At 44.6% G+C, this 19,950-nt stretch carries 16 protein-coding genes and 1 other RNA gene; 3 read left to right on the top strand and 14 right to left on the bottom strand.

What is annotated here, in order from left to right; translation table 11 throughout:
• Positions 1 to 219: 219 nt before the first annotated feature.
• The 8 genes from D1Z90_RS09085 to D1Z90_RS09050 form a co-directional block, all read right to left on the bottom strand.
• Positions 220 to 669 carry a hypothetical protein gene (locus D1Z90_RS09085; protein ID WP_119910435.1) on the bottom strand — a complete coding sequence of 150 codons (450 nt, stop codon included), beginning with the start codon at positions 667 to 669 and terminating at the stop codon, positions 220 to 222.
• Positions 670 to 775: 106 nt separating this feature from the next.
• Positions 776 to 1,165, bottom strand: coding sequence for a DUF6228 family protein (locus tag D1Z90_RS09080; protein ID WP_119910434.1), 390 nt, complete (start codon positions 1,163 to 1,165; stop codon positions 776 to 778).
• A gap of 117 nt (positions 1,166 to 1,282) precedes the next feature.
• On the bottom strand, positions 1,283 to 1,813 hold the full coding sequence (locus D1Z90_RS21510; protein ID WP_198419086.1) for a DUF7079 family protein: 531 nt from the start codon (positions 1,811 to 1,813) through the stop codon (positions 1,283 to 1,285).
• Positions 1,814 to 2,200: 387 nt separating this feature from the next.
• The gene (locus D1Z90_RS09070; protein ID WP_119910432.1) at positions 2,201 to 2,638 is read right to left on the bottom strand and encodes a hypothetical protein; all 438 of its coding nucleotides are present in this window, start codon (positions 2,636 to 2,638) and stop codon (positions 2,201 to 2,203) included.
• A gap of 821 nt (positions 2,639 to 3,459) precedes the next feature.
• Positions 3,460 to 3,678 carry a hypothetical protein gene (locus tag D1Z90_RS09065; RefSeq protein ID WP_119910431.1) on the bottom strand — a complete coding sequence of 73 codons (219 nt, stop codon included), beginning with the start codon at positions 3,676 to 3,678 and terminating at the stop codon, positions 3,460 to 3,462.
• Positions 3,679 to 3,710: 32 nt separating this feature from the next.
• Entirely contained in the window at positions 3,711 to 4,559 is an 849-nt protein-coding gene (locus tag D1Z90_RS09060; protein WP_119910430.1) for a DUF6279 family lipoprotein, read from the bottom strand.
• Between the two features lie 73 nt (positions 4,560 to 4,632).
• A complete protein-coding gene (locus D1Z90_RS09055) occupies positions 4,633 to 5,088 on the bottom strand; it encodes a GNAT family N-acetyltransferase (protein WP_119910429.1) in 456 nt (151 codons plus the stop codon).
• Positions 5,088 to 6,644, bottom strand: coding sequence for a peroxidase family protein (locus tag D1Z90_RS09050; protein ID WP_119910428.1), 1,557 nt, complete (start codon positions 6,642 to 6,644; stop codon positions 5,088 to 5,090). The genes D1Z90_RS09055 and D1Z90_RS09050 overlap by 1 nt, the downstream gene beginning before the upstream one ends.
• A 490-nt stretch (positions 6,645 to 7,134) precedes the next feature.
• On the opposite strand from D1Z90_RS09050, the gene D1Z90_RS09045 reads away from it, so the two are divergent.
• Positions 7,135 to 8,430: a glycerophosphodiester phosphodiesterase family protein gene (locus D1Z90_RS09045; RefSeq protein WP_119910427.1), complete on the top strand. Its 1,296-nt coding sequence runs from the start codon at positions 7,135 to 7,137 to the stop codon at positions 8,428 to 8,430.
• Positions 8,431 to 8,515: 85 nt separating this feature from the next.
• On the opposite strand, the gene ffs is transcribed toward D1Z90_RS09045, so the two are convergent.
• From ffs to D1Z90_RS09020, 5 genes are all read right to left on the bottom strand, one after another.
• Positions 8,516 to 8,612, bottom strand: an RNA gene (ffs, locus tag D1Z90_RS09040) — signal recognition particle sRNA small type.
• A gap of 141 nt (positions 8,613 to 8,753) precedes the next feature.
• Positions 8,754 to 9,653: an N-acetylmuramic acid 6-phosphate etherase gene (gene murQ, locus D1Z90_RS09035; RefSeq protein ID WP_119910426.1), complete on the bottom strand. Its 900-nt coding sequence runs from the start codon at positions 9,651 to 9,653 to the stop codon at positions 8,754 to 8,756.
• Entirely contained in the window at positions 9,643 to 11,502 is a 1,860-nt protein-coding gene (locus D1Z90_RS09030) for an amidohydrolase (protein ID WP_119910425.1), read from the bottom strand. Before D1Z90_RS09030 ends, murQ begins: the two co-directional genes overlap by 11 nt.
• A 153-nt stretch (positions 11,503 to 11,655) precedes the next feature.
• Entirely contained in the window at positions 11,656 to 13,254 is a 1,599-nt protein-coding gene (locus tag D1Z90_RS09025) for an isocitrate lyase (protein ID WP_119910424.1), read from the bottom strand.
• Positions 13,255 to 13,284: 30 nt separating this feature from the next.
• The gene (locus D1Z90_RS09020) at positions 13,285 to 15,456 is read right to left on the bottom strand and encodes a malate synthase G (RefSeq protein WP_119910423.1); all 2,172 of its coding nucleotides are present in this window, start codon (positions 15,454 to 15,456) and stop codon (positions 13,285 to 13,287) included.
• Between the two features lie 135 nt (positions 15,457 to 15,591).
• Between D1Z90_RS09020 and D1Z90_RS09015 the strand changes: the two genes are divergently transcribed.
• A complete protein-coding gene (locus tag D1Z90_RS09015) occupies positions 15,592 to 17,178 on the top strand; it encodes a DUF3612 domain-containing protein (protein WP_119910422.1) in 1,587 nt (528 codons plus the stop codon).
• A gap of 60 nt (positions 17,179 to 17,238) precedes the next feature.
• Here the strand turns inward: D1Z90_RS09015 and D1Z90_RS09010 are convergent, their stop codons facing one another.
• Complete coding sequence (locus D1Z90_RS09010; RefSeq protein WP_119910421.1) at positions 17,239 to 17,712, bottom strand: DUF2947 domain-containing protein; 474 nt, start codon at positions 17,710 to 17,712, stop codon at positions 17,239 to 17,241.
• 283 nt (positions 17,713 to 17,995) lie between these two features.
• Here D1Z90_RS09010 and D1Z90_RS09005 point away from each other — a divergent pair, with 283 nt between their 5' ends.
• Positions 17,996 to 19,942: a sensor domain-containing diguanylate cyclase gene (locus tag D1Z90_RS09005; RefSeq protein ID WP_119910420.1), complete on the top strand. Its 1,947-nt coding sequence runs from the start codon at positions 17,996 to 17,998 to the stop codon at positions 19,940 to 19,942.
• Positions 19,943 to 19,950 lie beyond the last annotated feature (8 nt).

Genomic DNA, 19,950 nt, shown 5'->3' with positions numbered 1-19,950 from the left:
CCGCGAATATCAGCAAGGTCAACCGCCGAACTTTCTTGCCAAAGGTGCACTCACTTAAGTTTCTCTCCCATGCCGAACATTTTTGGTAGGGATAGTCACGCGCTCGTTGACAGTGGGAATCATATCAACGCCGTTTTAAGCGGCGAGTTGCAGCTTGCTAAAATGTGAAACGAAGTGGAACCGAGCAAGCTGTATCACGAGTCCGACTTGAAAACCTTGTTAGCTTTCGTGTTTTTTTAAAAAAGAAAGCATCTCATTTTTTATTTTATCAGGATCACCGTAAATACCATCGTTGGCTATATCTAGCTCATCCCAATATGTCATCATTGGTCCTTTCGCATTATCATCTGGTAAAAGCGCATTTGGTTCAAATGACATTTCATATAGCTTTTGCGACACATTTTCGTAACTAGTGAGGTTATTTTCTAAAGCATGAACAAACAAGTTAAACGCTTCTTTAGCAACCGATTTTGGATCTTTAGAACAGCCAAAAGCGTGTAAGGCTACAACAGCGTCATTTTTATTTTTAGCCACTGAAACATCAAAAAGCCTAATGTCTGGTTCTTCACTTTTAAGGATAATCTCATCAGCCCACTCGACTACGGCTTCTAAAGACAGCGCTCCACATTCAAGAGCTAAAACTTTTGCATTGATTTCGATAATATCCATAAGAAAGCTAACGCCTCAAACACCGGCTTGGTGAAGTTGGCGGCTTTTTTGGAACAAAAAAGGTGACAGCTTTACCAAGTCCGAGTGCTTTGACTTGTTAGAAGTTTTAGTTTGCAAAGAACTGCCCCACCTTTTTAGCGATGTTTTCAGTTTGCCCAGAATCAAGACCTAAATTTACTTGAGTACTCCAAACCTCTGGGCCATCGAATTCTTTGATGGTGATTTTGAGCATCACATGACCCAGATTATCGCATGTAGCCGATATACCAAATTCACCTTCAATAGAAGCCCACTCTTGAGCGCCATCCCAACCTTTCCATTCTCTAGAAATGAACTCGAAAAGATTAACGAGAAATTCACAATCGGTGTAACCCCAAACTCTTTTTCTGATCTTCACTGATGGGCTTTCATAAGTGACAGTGAAATAATCACCGTCACGCTCACTAAACGTAAGAGTGGCTGCCGTGTTACCTGATTTTATAACTGCACTATCCATATTGGTGACTTCTAACGCCTTTGTAACAGGCATTTTTTGTGTAGTGGAGTTTTGCGGTAAAGTGGGGAAGCCACCGCAAAATGGAGCGCAGCAAAAAATGTCCTGTTGACAAACTTGTTAGGCATTTTGTCCTTCATACGCTTTAGCTACTTGCTGCCAACACTGCTTTATTTCTTTAACGATTGAAGATCCACCATGTATAGCGCTTGGACGAACAGGTGCAGGTAGATTTTGTAGGAGCCACTCATCAGACCACCCCTCCCACACTCCCGCAACACTTCGAAGATTGCTTTCCAAGACCGGATAGACTTCATACCAAAGTATTTCCTCTGCCTCAGATAGCGATAGCTCACTTTCAGATATGCTACGAGCGATATAATTAAATGTTAATTCATCTATCTCAGTATCTAGAAATAGATCAGAGAGTGCCCTCCAGATTTTTAATCTTTCTTCTTTCATCAAGCTCGCACTCACTTTTGACTGATGCCTAACGCCCGCGTTAAGCGGACTAAAATGGTTGGCTAAAATTGTGTAGCGAAGCGAAACAAAGCCAACTGTTTTAGTTCCGTTTAAACGCCTTGTTAGTTTTTGCCGGAAAACAACGCTACCGCCACCAAGCGTTTTAGGAAACCAACTCGGTAATTGCAAATTTCTCAGCCCCGCAGAAACTGCAGAACTAATTTTCTAAAAACTGCACATTCAAGACAATGCAGAAACTAGAAAATAAATGAAGCCGTAATTTACTATGACCTCAGATAATGCGTTTTATGCTTTTGGTTTTATAAAAAGCAAAACGCTATTATCGAAAATACCAATAACTCTGGCTGAATGTGCAGATTTAAAAACATATTCAACAGTGCGAACCAATGATTATTTCATAACACAAAACGTATTTCTAACCTGTTGATTTAAAAATACCAAACCCAACACAAATTAAGGCAAACTAACGCCGCGTTAAGCGGACAAAAATTGTGGGTTAAAATGTGTAGCGAAGCGAAACGTAACCCACTGTTTTTGTTCCGTTTAAACGCCTTGTTATGTTTTTTGCGTATTGTTTGCAACTATAAATTCACAGTAATTGAAAGTGAACGTTTCATCTGGGTCATAAACCCTTACCTGAAACAGTTTGTTTAACCCTAAATCGCTTACTGGACTTTCTACTGCAAAGGATGACAAGTCGGCTTCAAGTAATTCACTAGCCGCCTTTACAAGCATACAATGGAAATGGTGCCTGTCGTTAAGTTCAAGGTACGTATCAAATTCGTTTGATAACTCTTCGCCGGTTGACTTACAACATTCAAAATATTTCCAAGATGCTACATCTAATTCACAATCTGCTCTAGTCATTAAAGAGATTGCAGAATACCCATGCCAAGGATAAATATCGTATTGTATGCCGTTAATCGATTTATCATTTAATATGTTTTTATCGATTGATTTAATCAATTTATTTATATCATTACGATAGCCCATAGATACTCCGAACGAAAACATAACAGCTTATTAGCGAGCATTCCGCATATACACAAAACAGTGCGAAGCGGGCACTCACATCTTTTGATTAAAAATTCATGTAAATTTAGCACTTTAGTGCAATCGCTACAAACGATCGCTCACTAAAATGCGCGGAGAAACCGAGAAACGTGTTTAGCGAGAGTGACATTCTCGTTAAATAAAAACGAAAAGCCTAAAAGCGCAATTATTTCAATTTGTTACAAAAACCTTCGTATTATTCGAGCCAAAAATCATCTCGAATAATGCAACAAACTCAAAAACAGCCATTATAACTGTATATAAACACAGTTACGGGATTCACCATGCGTTACTCTCCTTTTTAGAAAAAGTACGCGAAGAAATGCGCACACAGCAAAACTGTATAAGAACTGAAAAATCGTACCTCTATGGGATCAAGTTATTTAGGTTATTAAACGGCGTTGCTATCAAATAGTTCTCAGCCCGACAAAGGATTAGTCCGTTGTAGTATCGCAGTGAAAGCTTTCTGCTTGTCAGCCCCTTGAATCATGATCGCCGGCATCCTTTCCCTTCTTTAAGTTCATCAGCTTACAGTGCTGCTACGGCTTCCTTTCGAGCATGGTCTTCTTCCCAACATGCCCCGTTGGCTCGTGGCGGGATGAGCGGGGTTTGAAAATTCTCATCTAAAAGTGTCCCGTTGTGATTGACCAGAACAGGAAGAGGATAATGTGTTGGAGCCAAGCACGGGTGGTCCTTTACAAACCTGCAGTCCATTTGTCGCAGAATCATTGGTCTAAGTGAAAATCTCTATCGTTGGAAAATTAAGGTTCAATTTCACCAATGGAGTACAGCACTAATTCGGCAGGATGTTGCCCTGCCCCCACACTGTGAATGTCTTCTCCGCTGACTTTAAGCGCTTCGATGATGTTTAAAGCTGTGTCTTGTTCTACGCCTATGATCATCGGGATTTCAGTGGCAGAAACCCCAAACCGAGTGGCAATAAGTAACTGTTTCACTTTGTCGTGGTCAGATTGAGTCATGGTTCATTTTCCGTTATTTACTCTTTCACAGATTAGTTCAGAATTGCTTCAATATCCTGCGCAATACCTGCAAGTTCCTCAATCAAGTGCTCGCGTTGCTTGGTAGTGATATTCTGATTTAGATCCTGTACAAGGCCTTTGAACATGGCGACATTGGCTTGGCTTTTATTGACTAAGATTGGCTCCTTCAAGGTATCGGGATTGAGTAGCAACCTTTCAAGGGCACGGCTTTGCGCTTGGGTTTGCACTTGTGAATACACCAGTAGGTGGTGTTTAAGGGTATGCTGGTAATGCATTTTAAAGTCAATCCAGAGCCCTTGAGTATCTTGGTATTGCTGATAACTTTGTTCCAGTAATTGGCGCTGAGAATTGGATAAGGGCCCTAACCAACGGCTTAATCTCTTAGTTCTTTCTGCTAGCCATAAGTTTTCTTGTTGGATTTTATTTCGGGTTAATAACCTGTTGTGATCTTGTTTTGCAACGGTATTTTCCTGCCCTAATACGTCAAACATTTGGTCAATTTGCTGCTGCGATAACAACGGAGCTAAAGCGACAAGATCTGGCACAATGCGCGCCTTCAATCGTTGCCAGTGTTGTTCAAACAGGGCTTGATGCTTGTCTAAAGTCTGGCTATTCAATGACTTGTTTTGAATATCTTGGCTTAGCTCAGCAAAATGTGCCAAGTATAACGTCAATTCATGTTCACGGTGCCAGACCAACCATTCATTAAGTTTTGGGTCTACTTTTTGTTTTTGTTCGTCTGTGAGTTCGACATAATCGTCAAGGTACCAGTACACCAACCAATCTAGGTTGTTGTAAGTAAAACTGGTTGAGCACGCGGTGAGCGTCAGTGCACAAAGGGTAATAACAAGCTTTTTCAAACAGCTAATCTCTTTTGAAGTGACAAATAAAATACGAAGACTATCCGGCTTTAGTTTACCAAGTTAGCAAGGGCTAATTGGGTTTAAGCACAAAGCCTCTTTCAATCCCGGCTTTAAAGCCTACGCTTTGATATAACTTATGCGCTTGGGTTAATTGCTCACCCGACAGTAACAGTATTTTGTAACAGTCTTGTTGCCAAGCCCAATCTATCGCAAATTGTAATACTCGCTTGCTTAACCCTTGACGGCGAAATTTGGCGCATGTCACCACGTGTTCTATCACAGCGAAAGGCCTCGCACCATTGGCCAAACTGAGATTGACGCCAACAGCGCAAGTGGATGCCAGTTGCCCCGCCACTTCCGCAACAACAATGCAAGTCCGGCTGTCACTGATAATACTTTGCCAACTTGCCGCTGCTTGTTGCACGGAAAGTTCAGAGTCGCCGGGCCTTAGTTGACGATACAAAGCTTGTACTTGGGCTAAATCTTCACATTTAGCGGGTCGGATGTTAGGTATCGAAGTGGCCATTAAGCTTTCCTTGCAACGTGCACTTGAGGTTGCCCAACGAGGTTACGATCCGCTAAGTCTTGAAAACTGTGTGTGGCATTAATTCGCTTCATGCCCACTGGCGTAAAGTGTCGCTCAGTATAGTTTTCTTTAGCTAACAGTGGATTGGTGTAAATTTGGGTCAGGGCGTCATACGCCACCATGGCTGTTTGCAGCTCTCCTGTTAACTTGCTGCCACCGTCTTCTGCAAATAACCCTACGGTTAATTCAAGCTTGTCAATGTGGCCATACAGGCTTTGCAGCTTGCTGGTGATCTCTCTATCATCCGTTAACTGTTCAAAGGATGTTAAGGCTTTTAAACCAAATTTTTCCCGGTAAACATTATAAGGTTGTAAACACCATTCGCGGCCTTTATTGATCATTGCCATTTCTGCCGGCAGCAAAAAGCTGGGGACGTTGTCGAGAGATATTTGGCCTGCAGGCTGCTTACTGGCCGCCGCTAAAATTGCGGATAGGCCTCTGTCTTTGAGCAATTCAAAATTGTCGGTTAAGCTTTCTTGCCCCTGCTCCATTAGCAGATAATCGGGCACTAAGCCGTGCCAGCGGTATAACAAATTGAACTCTGCTGCAATCCAAGGTGTGCGATACCAACGCTGTTCTTCTGCAAACGTTGGGTCCATGATCAAAACATCAAGGCCAGCGATATGATTGACATAATCTTCAATCACCAGCTTCATCAAGATGACGGTATTGATGATGCGGGCGGTGTGAAATAGCCTGTCATCGTCCCAGCTGGGGTAAGCTTGGGATAGTTCATCGCAAAGGTTGTTATGCTCTCGCAGAAATAGGGTACTGATGGCCATATGACCAACCATAGTATTGCCCCGCTCTAATCCCGTGGCATAGAGGTGCGACTTTTGTTGGTCATTTAAGTGTCCAAAGATTTGTTCTTGCCACTGACTATCTTCGATATACGGCAACGTTTGGTAACGCTCTTTTACTTGCCAGTTGCCGTCGTTGTCAAACTCTCCGAGCGCGTCTGGGTATTCCTCACCGTCTATGAATTGACTTTGTAGCTTACCGCCATGTTTTGAACGAAGCAGTAAAGCCACGGCTTCGTTATAACCGTAAATTTGTGCTAAATCTATATTGTGATTCGACGTGGTTTGCCTTGGATCAATGTGACTTGAGCGAAAAAATCCATCGGTAAACCACTGCGCAAAAAACATGAAAAAAACCGAAGAGCGGCCTTGTTTTAAGCCGCTTTTTCGCTCAAACAAGGTGGTAATCTCACCAAAGGGAAAATCTTTAGTTGGGGCATTGTTAGGCAGTTGGCTGACATACTCAGCTCTGGCTGGCGGTAAATGCAAGTCAAAGAAATTTTTATCCGTCACCGTATGCCATGTAAGGTAATCACTTGGGGCCGCGCCAAGTTTATCAAGGGGCGACCATAAACTGTAGCTATGTGGCCGAGACTGAGTCGCTGCGGCCAATTTATTGGACGCAACTTTATTGAGCATATTAGCTACGCCGGGCAGATGTTTCGCAGTATCCAGCAAACCGTTGATAAAACTCATGATAAACCTCAATTTTTACTGTTCGTTGTTAATAAACCACATTACAAATGTGCTGGTAACCTAAAGCACAGGTGTAAAAGTTCATATAAAACAGGGCGATATTTCAATGTGAACATCAAAAGGGACATGCAAAGCGCAATAGAGTAATTGTTTTGTAAAAATTGTTAAGTTATTTAACTGAAACAATGACAAGGCTCACTGATTGCTCGGTTTTACGTGGTTTTTTTGGCCGTTTCTGTTCCGCCTTACTTAGTTTAAGCATAGGAAACTTACATTATTTTTCGAGCTTACTGCACTTTCATCATACAAGCGTCATCAAGGCTTATTTAACTTGTCATGTTCGATTCTTAAATTTACTCATTATTGTCAATGACATCGCATCATAAACCTTACTTGCAGTGTCGTAGACAATCGCTTAACGCAAGAAAATTCGCCCTAAAAACTTGCCTCAGCACAAACTCAATATCATGATTTATTAAAGAGGTGTTAAATGAGATATCAATCCGCTATTCAACCCGCATTAATACTGGCAAGCTCAGTGTTGCTTGTTGCATGTAATGACAGTGATTCGGCCAAAACGGTAGAACAAACCGCTGATATGGCCATTGCTGCTGCCACCGCGCAAACGGCGCATGTTTCCTTAGGGCCCAGACCCTCATATTTAATTTCAAAAATGCAACCGAGCACACTAAAAAGCCAACTGGAGCAATGCGCGAGTGGGCCTTTTTATCGCAGCGAGTTTTCAATTGGTCATCGCGGGGCGCCATTACAGTTTCCTGAGCACACCAAAGAGTCTTATCAAGCTGCGATAGAGATGGGCGCAGGCGTATTAGAGTGCGACGTGACTTTTACTAAAGACAAAGAACTTGTGTGTCGGCATTCACAATGTGATCTTGCCACCACCACAAATATCTTGGCGATCCCTGAGCTGGCCAGTAAATGCTCAGTGCCTTTTACCCCAGCCGATCCTATTAATGGCATTTCAGCCTCTGCAACCTGTTGCACCAGTGATATCACCTTAGCTGAGTTTAAAATGTTGCAGGGAAAAATGGACGCAAGTAACGCCGATGCCACCGCAGCTGAGGACTTTTTAGCCGGAACTGCGCCCTGGCGTACCGATTTATATTCAGGTAGTGGCACATTAATGACTCATGCTGAAAGCATTGCCATGTTTAAAGCTGCCGGTGTTAAAATGACCCCAGAGCTGAAATCTGCCAACGTCGACATGCCTTTTGATGGATTTACGCAGCAAGACTACGCGCAAAAACTACTGGATGAATATATTGCCGCAGACATCCAACCCGAGGACGTTTATCCGCAATCTTTTAACTTAGAAGATGTGAAATATTGGATTACTGCAAACCCAGATTTTGCCAAGCAAGCAGTTTTTCTTGATGGTCGCTATGATGATCCTGCGTTTAATCCACATGATCCTACAAGCTGGTCGCCTACCATGGATGAACTAGTGAATGATGGGATAAAAGTCATTGCTCCGCCACTTTGGGTGCTGCTCTCCCTTGATGCCAACAATAATATAGTGCCCTCTGAATACGCCAAAGCTGCCAAAGAGGCCGATTTAGGCATTATCACTTGGACCTTAGAGCGATCCGGATTACTTAGTCAAGGTAATGGCGGCTGGTATTATCAAACCGTGTCAGATGCGATTGATAATGAAGGTGACACGTATGAAGTATTAGATGTATTAGCGCAACAAGTGGGTGTGCTTGGCGTCTTTACTGATTGGCCGGCAACAGTGACTTATTATGCAAACTGCGTAAGCAAATAGGATTGCATTTGCAAATAAAAAGTTTTAAGTGTGTTTACGCTTTGCTGGCGAAGCTGATGGGGTAACAGTAGGGATTTGGGTGGTAACCCTATAGCCACACCCCGGCACTTGAGTCGTCCGCTGCGGTTGCTACCTTCCGGTCCTGGCCGAGTTCACGGAGTATCAATGCGAGGGGACCATAGGGTCACCATTGATATCGCTGCCTAAACAGCGAAACGGATTATTACTGATTGCCAGGGCTAATACAAGCCTTAAACCCATTTGATGAGTTTGTTTGCCGATTTTTTGCCCGCTATCTTCATCCGCCCGCAGTTAGCGGGCAATTATTCGGTAAGCGCATCTCGTAAATAGCCGTGAGCTTTATTTAATCTCACCCTTGCAGTGGCGGCATCAATATCTGCAAGAATCATCAATATTGCCGTTTTACAGTGCCGCTGAGATGCATTTAACGCCAAAACTGCACTGGATTCGTCGCAACCTGTGGCCGTTTGCACAATATTTACTTGTCGCTGTATTAACTTGGCGTTAGTGGCTTCAACATCTACCATTAAATTACCAAAGACTTTCCCGCGCTTGATCATCACGCTAGTTGTGATCATATTTAAGATGAGTTTTTGCGCCGTGCCGGCTTTCATTCGCGAGGAGCCTGTTACCACTTCTGGCCCTACCACTGGCGTCATCGCTATGTCAGCTTGTTGTGCCATTGCGCTGTTTTTATTACAACAAATGGCAGCGACTAACGCGCCCTGTTCCTTGGCATAATCCATCGCGCCGATGACATAAGGCGTACGGCCACTAGCGGCAATGCCCACCAGCACATCAATGGCTGAAAATTGCTGTTCGATAAGATCATTTTTCGCCAGTAACGGATCGTCTTCGGCATTTTCAACCGCCTGTAAAATCGCGCGATGGCCACCAGCAATCAGCCCAATGACTTCACTTGGCTTGGTGCCAAATGTCGGCGGACATTCACTGGCGTCTAAAATGCCTAAGCGACCGGAAGTGCCGGCGCCAACGTAAAATAACCGTCCCCCTTGTGCCATTTTGGCTGCCAGATGATCCACCAACTGCGTAATCTCAGGCAAACACTCTTGCACTGCCAAGGGTACTGTTTGATCTTGTTCATTAATGACTTTAAGCATCTCAAAAGTGGATAAGGTGTCAATCTGCTCGCTGGCTTGGTTGCGGCTTTCGGTGACAAATTGGGACAAATCAATCTTCATTTTTTGGCGTCTTAACTATGGGCGTAATATAGTCCTCTACCCTACCTTTTACGGGGTGATTTTCAAAGACGAGTTTACCGTCTTTATAAGTTTCAAGTACTTCAATCTGCGCCAGTGCGTGTCCAGACTCAAGCAAAGGGTTACCATTTAACACGACCAAGTCGGCAGCAAAGCCTGGCTTTATCTTGCCAAGACGCTGCTCTTCAAATAAAAAATAGGCTGGTGCACTGGTCATCGCCTTGAGACCTTGATAAACGGTCACGTGATTACTGGGACTGATAACGCGTTTATCACGGGTGTGGCGATACGTCGCGCTAAGTAAAAGTTGCAGTGGCGACAGCGGCATTTGTTGAAACTCACCAAAATTACCGTATATCAAGCCTATCTCTTGTGCCTGACCTAAGGGTGCCAATTTTTTAGCTTGTTTAGGGCCAATGTATTGCAACATAGTTTGACCCGAGAAAAACAATTCACTACTGGAGAAAACGGGTGAGATGCCAAGCTTTAATTGCCTGACCATTTGCTCTTGTTCTTGCACTTGGCTGTGCATAATGACAGTGCGGCGATCATGTTGCCCGGTGATGCCTAGTCGCTGCTGGCTAGAAATCACAATTTCTGCGGCCGCATCACCGTGGGCTTCAACAAATACTTGAACGTGATTATCAAGGGCTAATTGCATCAGCGTTTGCAATTCGCCTTTGGTTAAGGTTTTGACTTCTTTTGTTGCTTTTCCTTTTGCGTATGGAAACGACAATAAGCTTTCACCTCGTTGCAACGGCCCGTCAAAGATAATTTTTACACCTTGTATTTTGAGATTTTTTTTGGCCTTTCCAAATTCAAAGTAGCGAATACCTTGCCATTGTTGCCACTGCTGTTCGTCGTAAAACATGGCCAACGCAAAAACATCCAGTGCCAGCAAGTTTGCCGAAGCGGCTTTGCTTAAAAACTCTATCTCTTCAATGTGACTGCTGCCCGCCATAGCGCTGGTGTAACCTTTTGAAAAATAATACTGCTGGGCTTTTATCAAGTGTTTAAGTTTTTGTTGCGGGTCTGCCAGAGGTAATTTTGCCAATAAAGGAATAAAGGCGCTGCCATCCACGTAGCCGTTAAGCGTGGACGGCTCATCAGAATCTGGCTCTGGCTCAGTTTGCCCCAGGTTACCGCCAATAGGGCTCGGCACGTCATCATCGATAAACCCAGCCCACTCCAGAGCATGTGAATTAAGCACGGCACCGTTTCCGCCCGCTGCAATGACCATCACTTTATGATGTGGGAAAACTTGGTCTAATTCTTGTCGCGTAATATGGCGTTGCTGTTGCACCAATGCGGGGTCGTATCCCCAGGCAATGATCCATTCATCTGTGTCCGTCTGGCGCTGTTGACTGACTTGCTGCAATCGGGTTAGCGCAGCCGCAATATCTGTTATTTCTCCCATCGGCGGCGCAGCTAAGTTAACCCAGTCAATCATCTGCATAACGGTGGAAAATTGTCCATGGGCTTGAATAAAACCCGGCATCAAGGTGTGGCCTTGCAAGTCAATCACTTGTGTATTGTCGCCGAGATAACTGCTGACATCTGCCAGCATACCACTGCTTTGAATTCGCCCGTCAACCACACTGATGGCGGGAACGGTCTTCGGTGTCAGGCCTTCCATGGTAATGATATGCCCATTTTTGAAAATTAAATCGGCTTGTTTGAAAGGTATGTCGTACACCTTCAGCGGGGTCTTAGGCTTGGGCTCACACCCTTGTATTAGCAAAGCCAATGCCATCAACACGGTACTTTTGCATGCCGTGTTAGCGACGTTTAACAGCGTTTTTATCGGCTTAATGGTTGCAGTAACGGCCACGGCTTATCCTTGATTCACTCTGATTAAATGAGTGTAAATCATAACCTTAGACTCAGCCATTTCTTTGCATTAAGAATTATAACGACAAAAAAACGCAGCCATTACGGCTGCGTCAGCAAGTGCTAAATTGAAACAAGGCTCAGTACACCAGCTTTATGAAAACTGGTTCATGGTGTTGTTTAACCCTCCCGCTTTTAGCGCTTGCTGGCCTGAGAAGTATTCTTTGTGGTCGTCACCAATGTTTGAACCAGACATGTCTTGATGTTTCACACAAGCCAAGCTTTGGCGAATTTCTTGGCGTTGCACATTTTCTACGTAAGCCAGCATGCCTTGCTCCCCAAAGTACGCTTTGGCAAGGTTATCGGTCGATAACGCAGCGGTATGATACGTAGGCAAGGTAATAAGGTGATGAAAGATACCTGCCTGCGCAGCTGCTTCACGTTGGAAGTTTTGAATTTGTTGATCCGCTTGTTGAGCCAGCTTAGAGTCATCGTATTGCTGGCTCATTAAGTTATTACGATCATATTCTGACACGTCTTGCCCAGCTTGCTGCCAGCTGTCAAACACCTGTTGGCGAAAGTTTAAAGTCCAATTAAACGACGGGCTATTGTTATACACTAACTTGGCATTAGGGATGACTTCTCTGATCTTCTTCACCATGCCGGCAATTTGTTCAATGTGCGGTTTCTCTGTTTCAATCCACAACAAATCGGCGCCATGTTGCAACGAGGTAATGCAATCGAGCACGACTCTGTCTTCACCGGTATTGGCCTTAAACTTAACCAGCCCATTGGCCAGGCGAGTCGGTTTAATAAGCAGCTCACCCTGACGCAACACCAAATCACCGCTGTTTAGCTGACTCATGTCTGTGACAGCTTCTCCTTCAATAAATTGATTGTATTGCTCAGCTAAATCTCCGGGGGTTTGAGAAACGGGGATCTTTTGGGTAAGACCCGCCCCCAATGAATCAGTGCGCGCCACTATGATTCCTTGCTCTACTCCCAACTCTAAAAAGGCATAACGTACTGCATTGATCTTAGCTAGAAAATCTTCATGGGGCACGGTCACTTTGCCGTCTTGATGGCCACATTGCTTAGCATCAGATACTTGGTTTTCTATTTGAATACAACAGGCTCCCGCCTCGATCATTTTCTTGGCTAATAAGTAAGTGGCCTCCTCATTCCCAAAGCCGGCATCAATATCGGCGATAATCGGCACAACATGGGTTTGAAATTCATCAATGCGTTTCTGGGCGGCTTTTTCTTTAACTTGATCGCCACCTTGCCTGGCATTATCTAAATCCCGAAACAAATGATTAAGCTCTCGGCTGTCGGCCTGTTTTAAAAACGTGTAAAGCTCTTCAATCAACGCCGGTACAGAAGTTTTTTCGTGCATCGATTGATCAGGTAACGGGCCAAGTTCAGAGCGCATCGCAGCGACCATCCAGCCAGATAGGTACAAATAGCGGCCTTGGGTATTGCCAAAGTGTTTTTTTACCGCAATCATTTTTTGTTGGCCGATAAACCCGTGCCAACAGCCTAATGACTGCGTGTAATTAGCGGGGTTTTTATCGTAAGCGTCCATGTCGTTGCGCATGATTTTTGCGGTATATTTAGCGATATCTAAGCCGGTTTTAAAACGGTTTTGCAATCGCATGCGGGCTATATGTTCAGGGTTAATGGCATTCCACGATGTTCCTTGCTGCGCAAGAAAGGCGTTGGCTTGAGTCGTTTCAGTTTGGTAAGTATTCATAATTTCCCTCTTTCTTTTCAATTATTCGTCTTATTGTTCTGGTGTTTGACTTTTTGCCAACTGGCGGTAGTGGTGTAATAAAGGCTCGGTGTAGCCGTTAGGTTGGTTTCCTCCTTCAAATATCAGTGCTTTTGCTGCGTTAAACGCTAAATTTTCGCTTAAGTTATTTGTCATGGCTTGATAGCCCGGTGTCGCCGCATTCTGTTTATCGACCACGGCGGCCATTTGCGTCATTGCCGCTAGAACTTGCGCCTCAGAACAAATGCCATGGTGCAGCCAGTTTGCAAGGTGTTGGCTGGATATCCGCAGCGTTGCCCTGTCTTCCATCAAACCAACGTGGTGGATATCTGGCACTTTAGAACAGCCTATTCCTAAGCACACCCAGCGCACTACGTAACCCAAAATGCCTTGAACATTGTTGCTGATCTCATCGCTTATCACTTGTTCGCTAAGGGTGTCATGGGTACCTAAAAGCGGCACTTGTAACATTTGTTGGCGCAGCGGTGCGCTCATAGAAGATTGAGCAAGATGGCTCAGTAATTGCGTTTGAACCTGAGTAACGTCGGTTTGATGATAATGCATAGCGTGCAGCACGGCGGCTGTGGGTGATGGTACCCAAGCCGTGTTTGCGCCAGCTTTCGGGTGGCCACTTTTTTGTGCCATCATTTGTGCCATTTCATCCGGCATGGGCCACATGCCTTTACCAATTTGCGCGTGCCCAGCAAAACCGCAGTTTAAACCTACAGCGACATTGCTATCTTCATAAGCTTGAAACCAAGGCTTTTGCTTAATGGCATTTTTGGGCACAAATGCACCGGCATGCATACTAGTATGTATTTCGTCCCCTGTACGGTCTAAAAAGCCAGTATTGATAAATACCACACGCGTTTTAGCGGCATTGATACAGGCTTTTAAGTTCATGCTGGTACGACGCTCTTCATCCATAATGCCAAGCTTTAAGGTGCCATTAGGTAACCCCAGTAACTGCTCAACTTTTTCAAATAGTAGGCAGGTGAACGCCACTTCTTGGGAGCCGTGCATCTTAGGTTTAACTATGTATATGCTGCTGCATCGGCTATTGCTGCCTGAGTCAAGGTTAATGCTGGCAATCAGCGCGGTGACTATCGCGTCAATAATGCCTTCCGGGCTGGGTTGGCCGTCAGCTTGTAATACCAAATCACTGGCCATAAGGTGGCCAACATTGCGTACCATCAACAATGCGCGTCCCGGTAACGCGTATTCACCGCCCTTCGCACCACGGAAGCTTTTGTCCGGGTTGAGTTGGCGAACTAAGGTTTGTCCGTCTTTTTCAAATTCGGCGGTTAAGTCACCCTTGATAAGCCCCAGCCAGTTTTTATAAGCCATTACTTTATCTTCGGCATCAACCGTCGCCACCGAGTCTTCAAAATCGACAATGGTTGTTAACGCAGCTTCAAGTTGTATGTCATCAATAGCGGCATGGTCTAACTTACCTGCATCACCTTGACGGTCGATACAAAGTTCAACATGTAATTGATGGTGCTTAAGCACTATGGCTTCGGGACAATCTTTATGTCCTGAAAACGCGACAAACTGACCTGGTTTCGCTAAGCCCGTTTCTGAACCGTCATCAAAGAAGGCTAATAAGTGCTGGTAATACACCACATAACTGGCCACGTCTGCGTGTGAGCCATTCGCCAATGGAAAATGCTCATCCAGCCATTGCTTGCTGGCTTTAATAACTTGCTTGGCGCGGTTTACGCCTTCTTCAGATTCACTAATCAGTGCATTGGTGCCATAAAGGGCGTCGTACAAGCTGCCCCACCTTGCGTTCGCTGCGTTTAATGCAAAGCGTGCATTTTGAACCGGCACCACAAGCTGCGGGCCTGCCATGGTCGCAATTTCAGGATCGACGCCTTCAGTAGAAATGATAAAATCTTTCACTTCTGGTTCGAGATAACCAATTTCACGAAGAAATGCCTGATATTGCTGTTGGTCCAAGGCCTGACCTTTTCGCGCTATATGCCAATGGTCAATCTGTTGCTGTAGGCGCTGCCGCTGATTTAACAAGCTTTGATTCACTGGCATCAACTCTGCTATGAGGTTTTGCATCGGTTGCCAGAATTGTTCCGCGGTCAAATGGGTATGAGGCAACACTTCATCGTTGATAAAGTGATAGAAGCCTGAGTCAATCTGGGTTTGTTTTGCAATGGCTAAATTCATGGCTTCGTCTCCCCTGGTTATAAGCCCAAATGTAAACAAAGTGCTAAAAAGCTGTTTTTTTGTTTACATATTGGAAGTCTAGAGAAGCTTTGACTAAAATTTCACAAAGAAAATTTCACAGTGTAAATTTTACAAATGAAGCCTACAGCCAGTTTGATCCGCCAGTCGCATTTTTTGGGTACAAAAGTGCGCAATGCGCGTAAACAAGCCAGGTTAACCCTGGAAGATTTATCAGCCAGATGCATTAAAGTCGACGCACAACATGCGCCATCTGTGTCGTATCTGTCGATGATAGAGCGTGGCAAGCGAGTGCCCAGTGAAGCTATGTTGCAAGTAGTTGCCCAAGTATTTCAAAAACCTTACGCGTGGTTTTTAGACGATACGCCAGAAGTGCAAGCCGTCGTGCCGGAAAAAGGCAACCGAGGGGGCATTTTGGGCATGGCATTGGAGCCGAGCTTTTTATTCAGCAAAGATATTTTACAAATTGCCCTGCCCGAGCTGCTGGCCCAAACGGGCACTTCGGGTAAAGAATTTGCTCACCTTCTGATTCGAGCTTACCAAGAGCACCATCAAAATCACTTTCCTGATCTGGAGCGCGCTGCGGAATCATTGGGCCACAAGCGCATGCCATTATCCGTAAATGACTTACTGGAACTGTGTCACCAAGCGGGCCTGACGGTGCACTGGTTTGACCGTCCACCAGAGTCTCTTGGTGAGCAAGGGCAAAGGCTCATCAGTTCGTTTTTTGAACCCCCGGCTACCTTGTACATCAACCAACAAATTAAGGCCAACCGGCCCAGATTAAAATACGACCTTGCGGTGCACCTTGGGCACAGTATTTTGCACAATAACGATGGCGTAAAGAGCGTCATGGTGGCAGGAAGCGGGCATAATGTCAGTGTCCACAGTGATAACCAAGTGCAACAAAATATAGAAGCACAAAACATCTTAAACGCTTGGCGTGATTTCGAGTGCAGCTTTTTTGCCGGCGCACTGCTCTGCCCAAAAGTCCCCTTTAGGCAGCTACTGGATCAGCACGGCTATGAAATCGATATCGCGGATATTCTCGAAGTGTCGCCCGCAGTGGTAATGCGGCGAATGACCGCAGTGTCCCCCTATCCACACTGGCATTATTTTGATGCTTATGGGCCGGGTCAACTTAAAGCGGTGTATCGCGGCAATGGTATCCCTTTGCCGTGGGGCAATATGCGCACGGTGCAAGATCCTTGTGAGCACTGGGCGGTGTTTCGTAAGTTGCAACAACAGGAGTCCCTCGGCCAAGGCGAAACCAGCGCCCAAATCTCTATTTTACAACGCGATGCTTCTCCCCGCTTGTATTGCTGTGAGTCAATTAGGGTACAAGACCAAGCGCGCAATCAACATGTATTATGCGCCGGCATCGATTTAAATCCGGTATTAGACGAACAAGGCTATGACAGTCATGCCATGGTGAGTGAGTTACAACAACTATGTCAACAACATGGCGGTAGCGCCATTATTCCAGGCCCGATGCGGGAAGTCTTAAACCGGATCAGTAAGTTACTGAATATTAATTGGTTAGCCCGTGGTATTGAATCGCCTGCACGCCTTATATGCACACGGGGTGCAAACTGTTTAAGGCAACCCGCCTGTCAGACCGCTTGCCATACAGACGCCGAAAGTAACATTAGCGTTGATATTGAAGCGATCCAACGCAGCATTATCACGGCTAGCCAAGAATGATTTCAGAATCAGTTTGCAGCGCCAACGAAAAGCGATGCAAACTTACCCTAAATACAATGTTTAACTGATGCTACCCAAGCGATAATCGCCATTTGAGAGAAATTGCAGTGCTTGCAGTTGTTTTTTGGCAATCAACAGGCTGCCATCGTCCATAAATAAGAAGTTTTTCCAACAACGTTTAAACGTGCCCCATTGGGTTTCAATCACATTGCGTTTATCGCAGCAAAAATACACAGTGGTATGATCAGGCCAGTCTATTGACGTTAAAATCTCATCTGGAAGCTCAGCATTATCACTGTCCCACTGCGTTTCCCAATTGCCCTGGCTGTGCCAAGAGTTAACATTAAACGGCCAATCGCCTTTCTTAAAAAAATCAGGGTGATCCGATTGTTTGCTAATACGTGTTTGCCAAAGTTGACCAGCGCGGCCGGTTACCATCGGTTTGATGGTGGCTAAATCAGGCTCAGAAATAGGCAAGTCATGACGTTTAAATACCCAGGCTTTTTTATGCTCATCCAGTGGAAAATAGTTCATTTTTTGGCATCAAATTGAAAAGTGGCAAAAGTATATCAAGCCTTGCGACGGCCTTAAATCCAAGACCTTAAAAATTATTCAATAAGGGACCGTTCACTGGCCATCAATATTTAGAGAATGCCAAGATAAAACCGCTCAAAGCACTTATTTATCGACTAATCGCCCCTTAATTCATCAGATCCTCAGGAAGTGTTTAATTTTAGTGGCCGTGAGTCACTGAAAAGTCATTCTTGTTCTTTTCTTGGTCAGTATACTAGAGCGGTCTCAATAACGAGGAAAGTACGTGGCCAAATATTCACTCGACAGCAAACTCACCACCTTGTCCCACAGCCAAAGCAAAAGTTTGTGGTTTTGGGTCGGTTTTGTGCTGTTTATTGCAATCATGACCGGCGCGTCTACCTGGTACTACCTGCTTGAAAAACATGATATTCTCGATGAAGAAAAACAAGTACAGTTAGAACTTGCGTATGCCACAGAAGAGGCCGCTTTTGTGTTGTTTGACAAGAAATTTAACCACGCTGAAGATTTAGCCCGGGTATTGTCAAAAACTGAACTGACTCGCGCCTTTGCCATAAGTCAACCTAAAGCAATTAAACAACGCATTGAGGACAGGTGGAGCTTATTGCTTAAAAACTCTAACGCTTACACACAATTACGTTACGTCGACATTAACGGTCAAGAACAAATACGAGTGAATTACGACCCTGAAACGGGCTTAGTCGACGTCGCTGATAAGCTGCAAAATAAAGCAAGCCGCGACTACATGCAATTAGCGGCAAAATTACAGCAAGATCAAATTGCACTTAGCGCGTTCGATTTTGAACGTGAAAATGGCAAATACGTCTACCCATTGCAGCAAGCGGGAAGATTAATAAGCTCGGTAGATTTTAATGGCCAACGCTACGGTTACATCATCATTAATATGAACATGGCCGACTTCTATCAGCAGTTTCGGTTGTTAAACGTTATCTCAGACTTGCCCTTTATGGTGAGCTCGCACAATGGCAGCTGTTTATTTGCGCAAACCGGTTGCGAATTACAAGAGACACAACTCAAGCAGCAATTGCAGTCACAGTGGTCGAGTATTTTGCAGCAGCCTCAGGGTAAGGCGAAACTCGCAAGCAGTGAGTTAGTTTACACCTGGTTTGATTTTTCAAATGGTGAGCACTTAACCGATAAGTTACATTCAAAAGTCTTATTCACGGCCCAAATTAAAGACGAGTACGTCAACGCGCTCGCAGAAAAAGACGTGGCAAAAGCATTACGTAACTTTTATTTTCGATTATTGGCCATCGCTTTTATTGTGTTGGTGGTGTTTATTAATGCACAGCGTTGGGTCAACCAATTACAAACACAAAAGTTATTGTTGCGCGCATTTGGCACCATGTCATCGGTTATCATCTTAGACAGTAAGGGAAAAATTGTCGGTGTCAATCAAGCATTTACCGAATTATTAGGGTTCAGTCGTCACGCTGTAGTAGGCGCAGAGCCTAATATGCTGGTCAGCACGGAAGGACAACAAGATTTTTGGAGTTTTATCACCACCCGCATCAACAGTGCCGGCCGCTGGCAAGGAGAAGTGAAAGCGTATAACCACAGCGGTGAAGAGATCATGCTTTGGCTTGAAATCAATACCGTAAAAGGCAACAGTCAGCTTGATAAACAAGTCTATTTTGTGATCAACTTTATTGACATCACCAAGCAGAAAAACCATGCCAAAAGGCTAGAAGCCTTGTCCTCAACTGACGTACTGACTGGCAGCTTTAACCGACGCTATTTTGATACTGAATTTAAAAAGATGATTAACAACGCTAAGCGTTATGGCAACAGCTATTTTACCCTCGCCATTTTAGATCTTGATCACTTTAAGCAAGTGAACGACAAACACGGGCATTTTATTGGTGATGAGGTGCTAAAGCGTGTTGCTCAGAGCTGCAATACGCTATTAAGAGAAACTGACTGCTTTTGTCGATTGGGTGGCGAAGAGTTTGCCATTTTGATGCCGCAAACCAATACCGATGCCGCCCTTGTGGTCTGCAACCGTATTCGTGAGCACATCAAATCTGAATTCGATTTAGACTACGGCGTTACATGCTCAATTGGCCTGTGTGAATACCGCCCACAAATGACACACGACCAAGTGTATAAAATGGCAGATAAAGCCCTGTATAAAGCTAAGGCCAGCGGCCGAGATAAGGTATTACATATTCAAGATCAAGCGCTCGCTTAACATAAGCT

This window comes from Motilimonas pumila (genome assembly GCF_003596335.1).
Lineage (GTDB): Bacteria > Pseudomonadota > Gammaproteobacteria > Enterobacterales > CBDFNC01 > Motilimonas > Motilimonas pumila.
The sequence above is the reverse complement of the archived record's forward strand: the minus strand, read 5'-3'. Positions and strand labels throughout refer to the sequence as shown.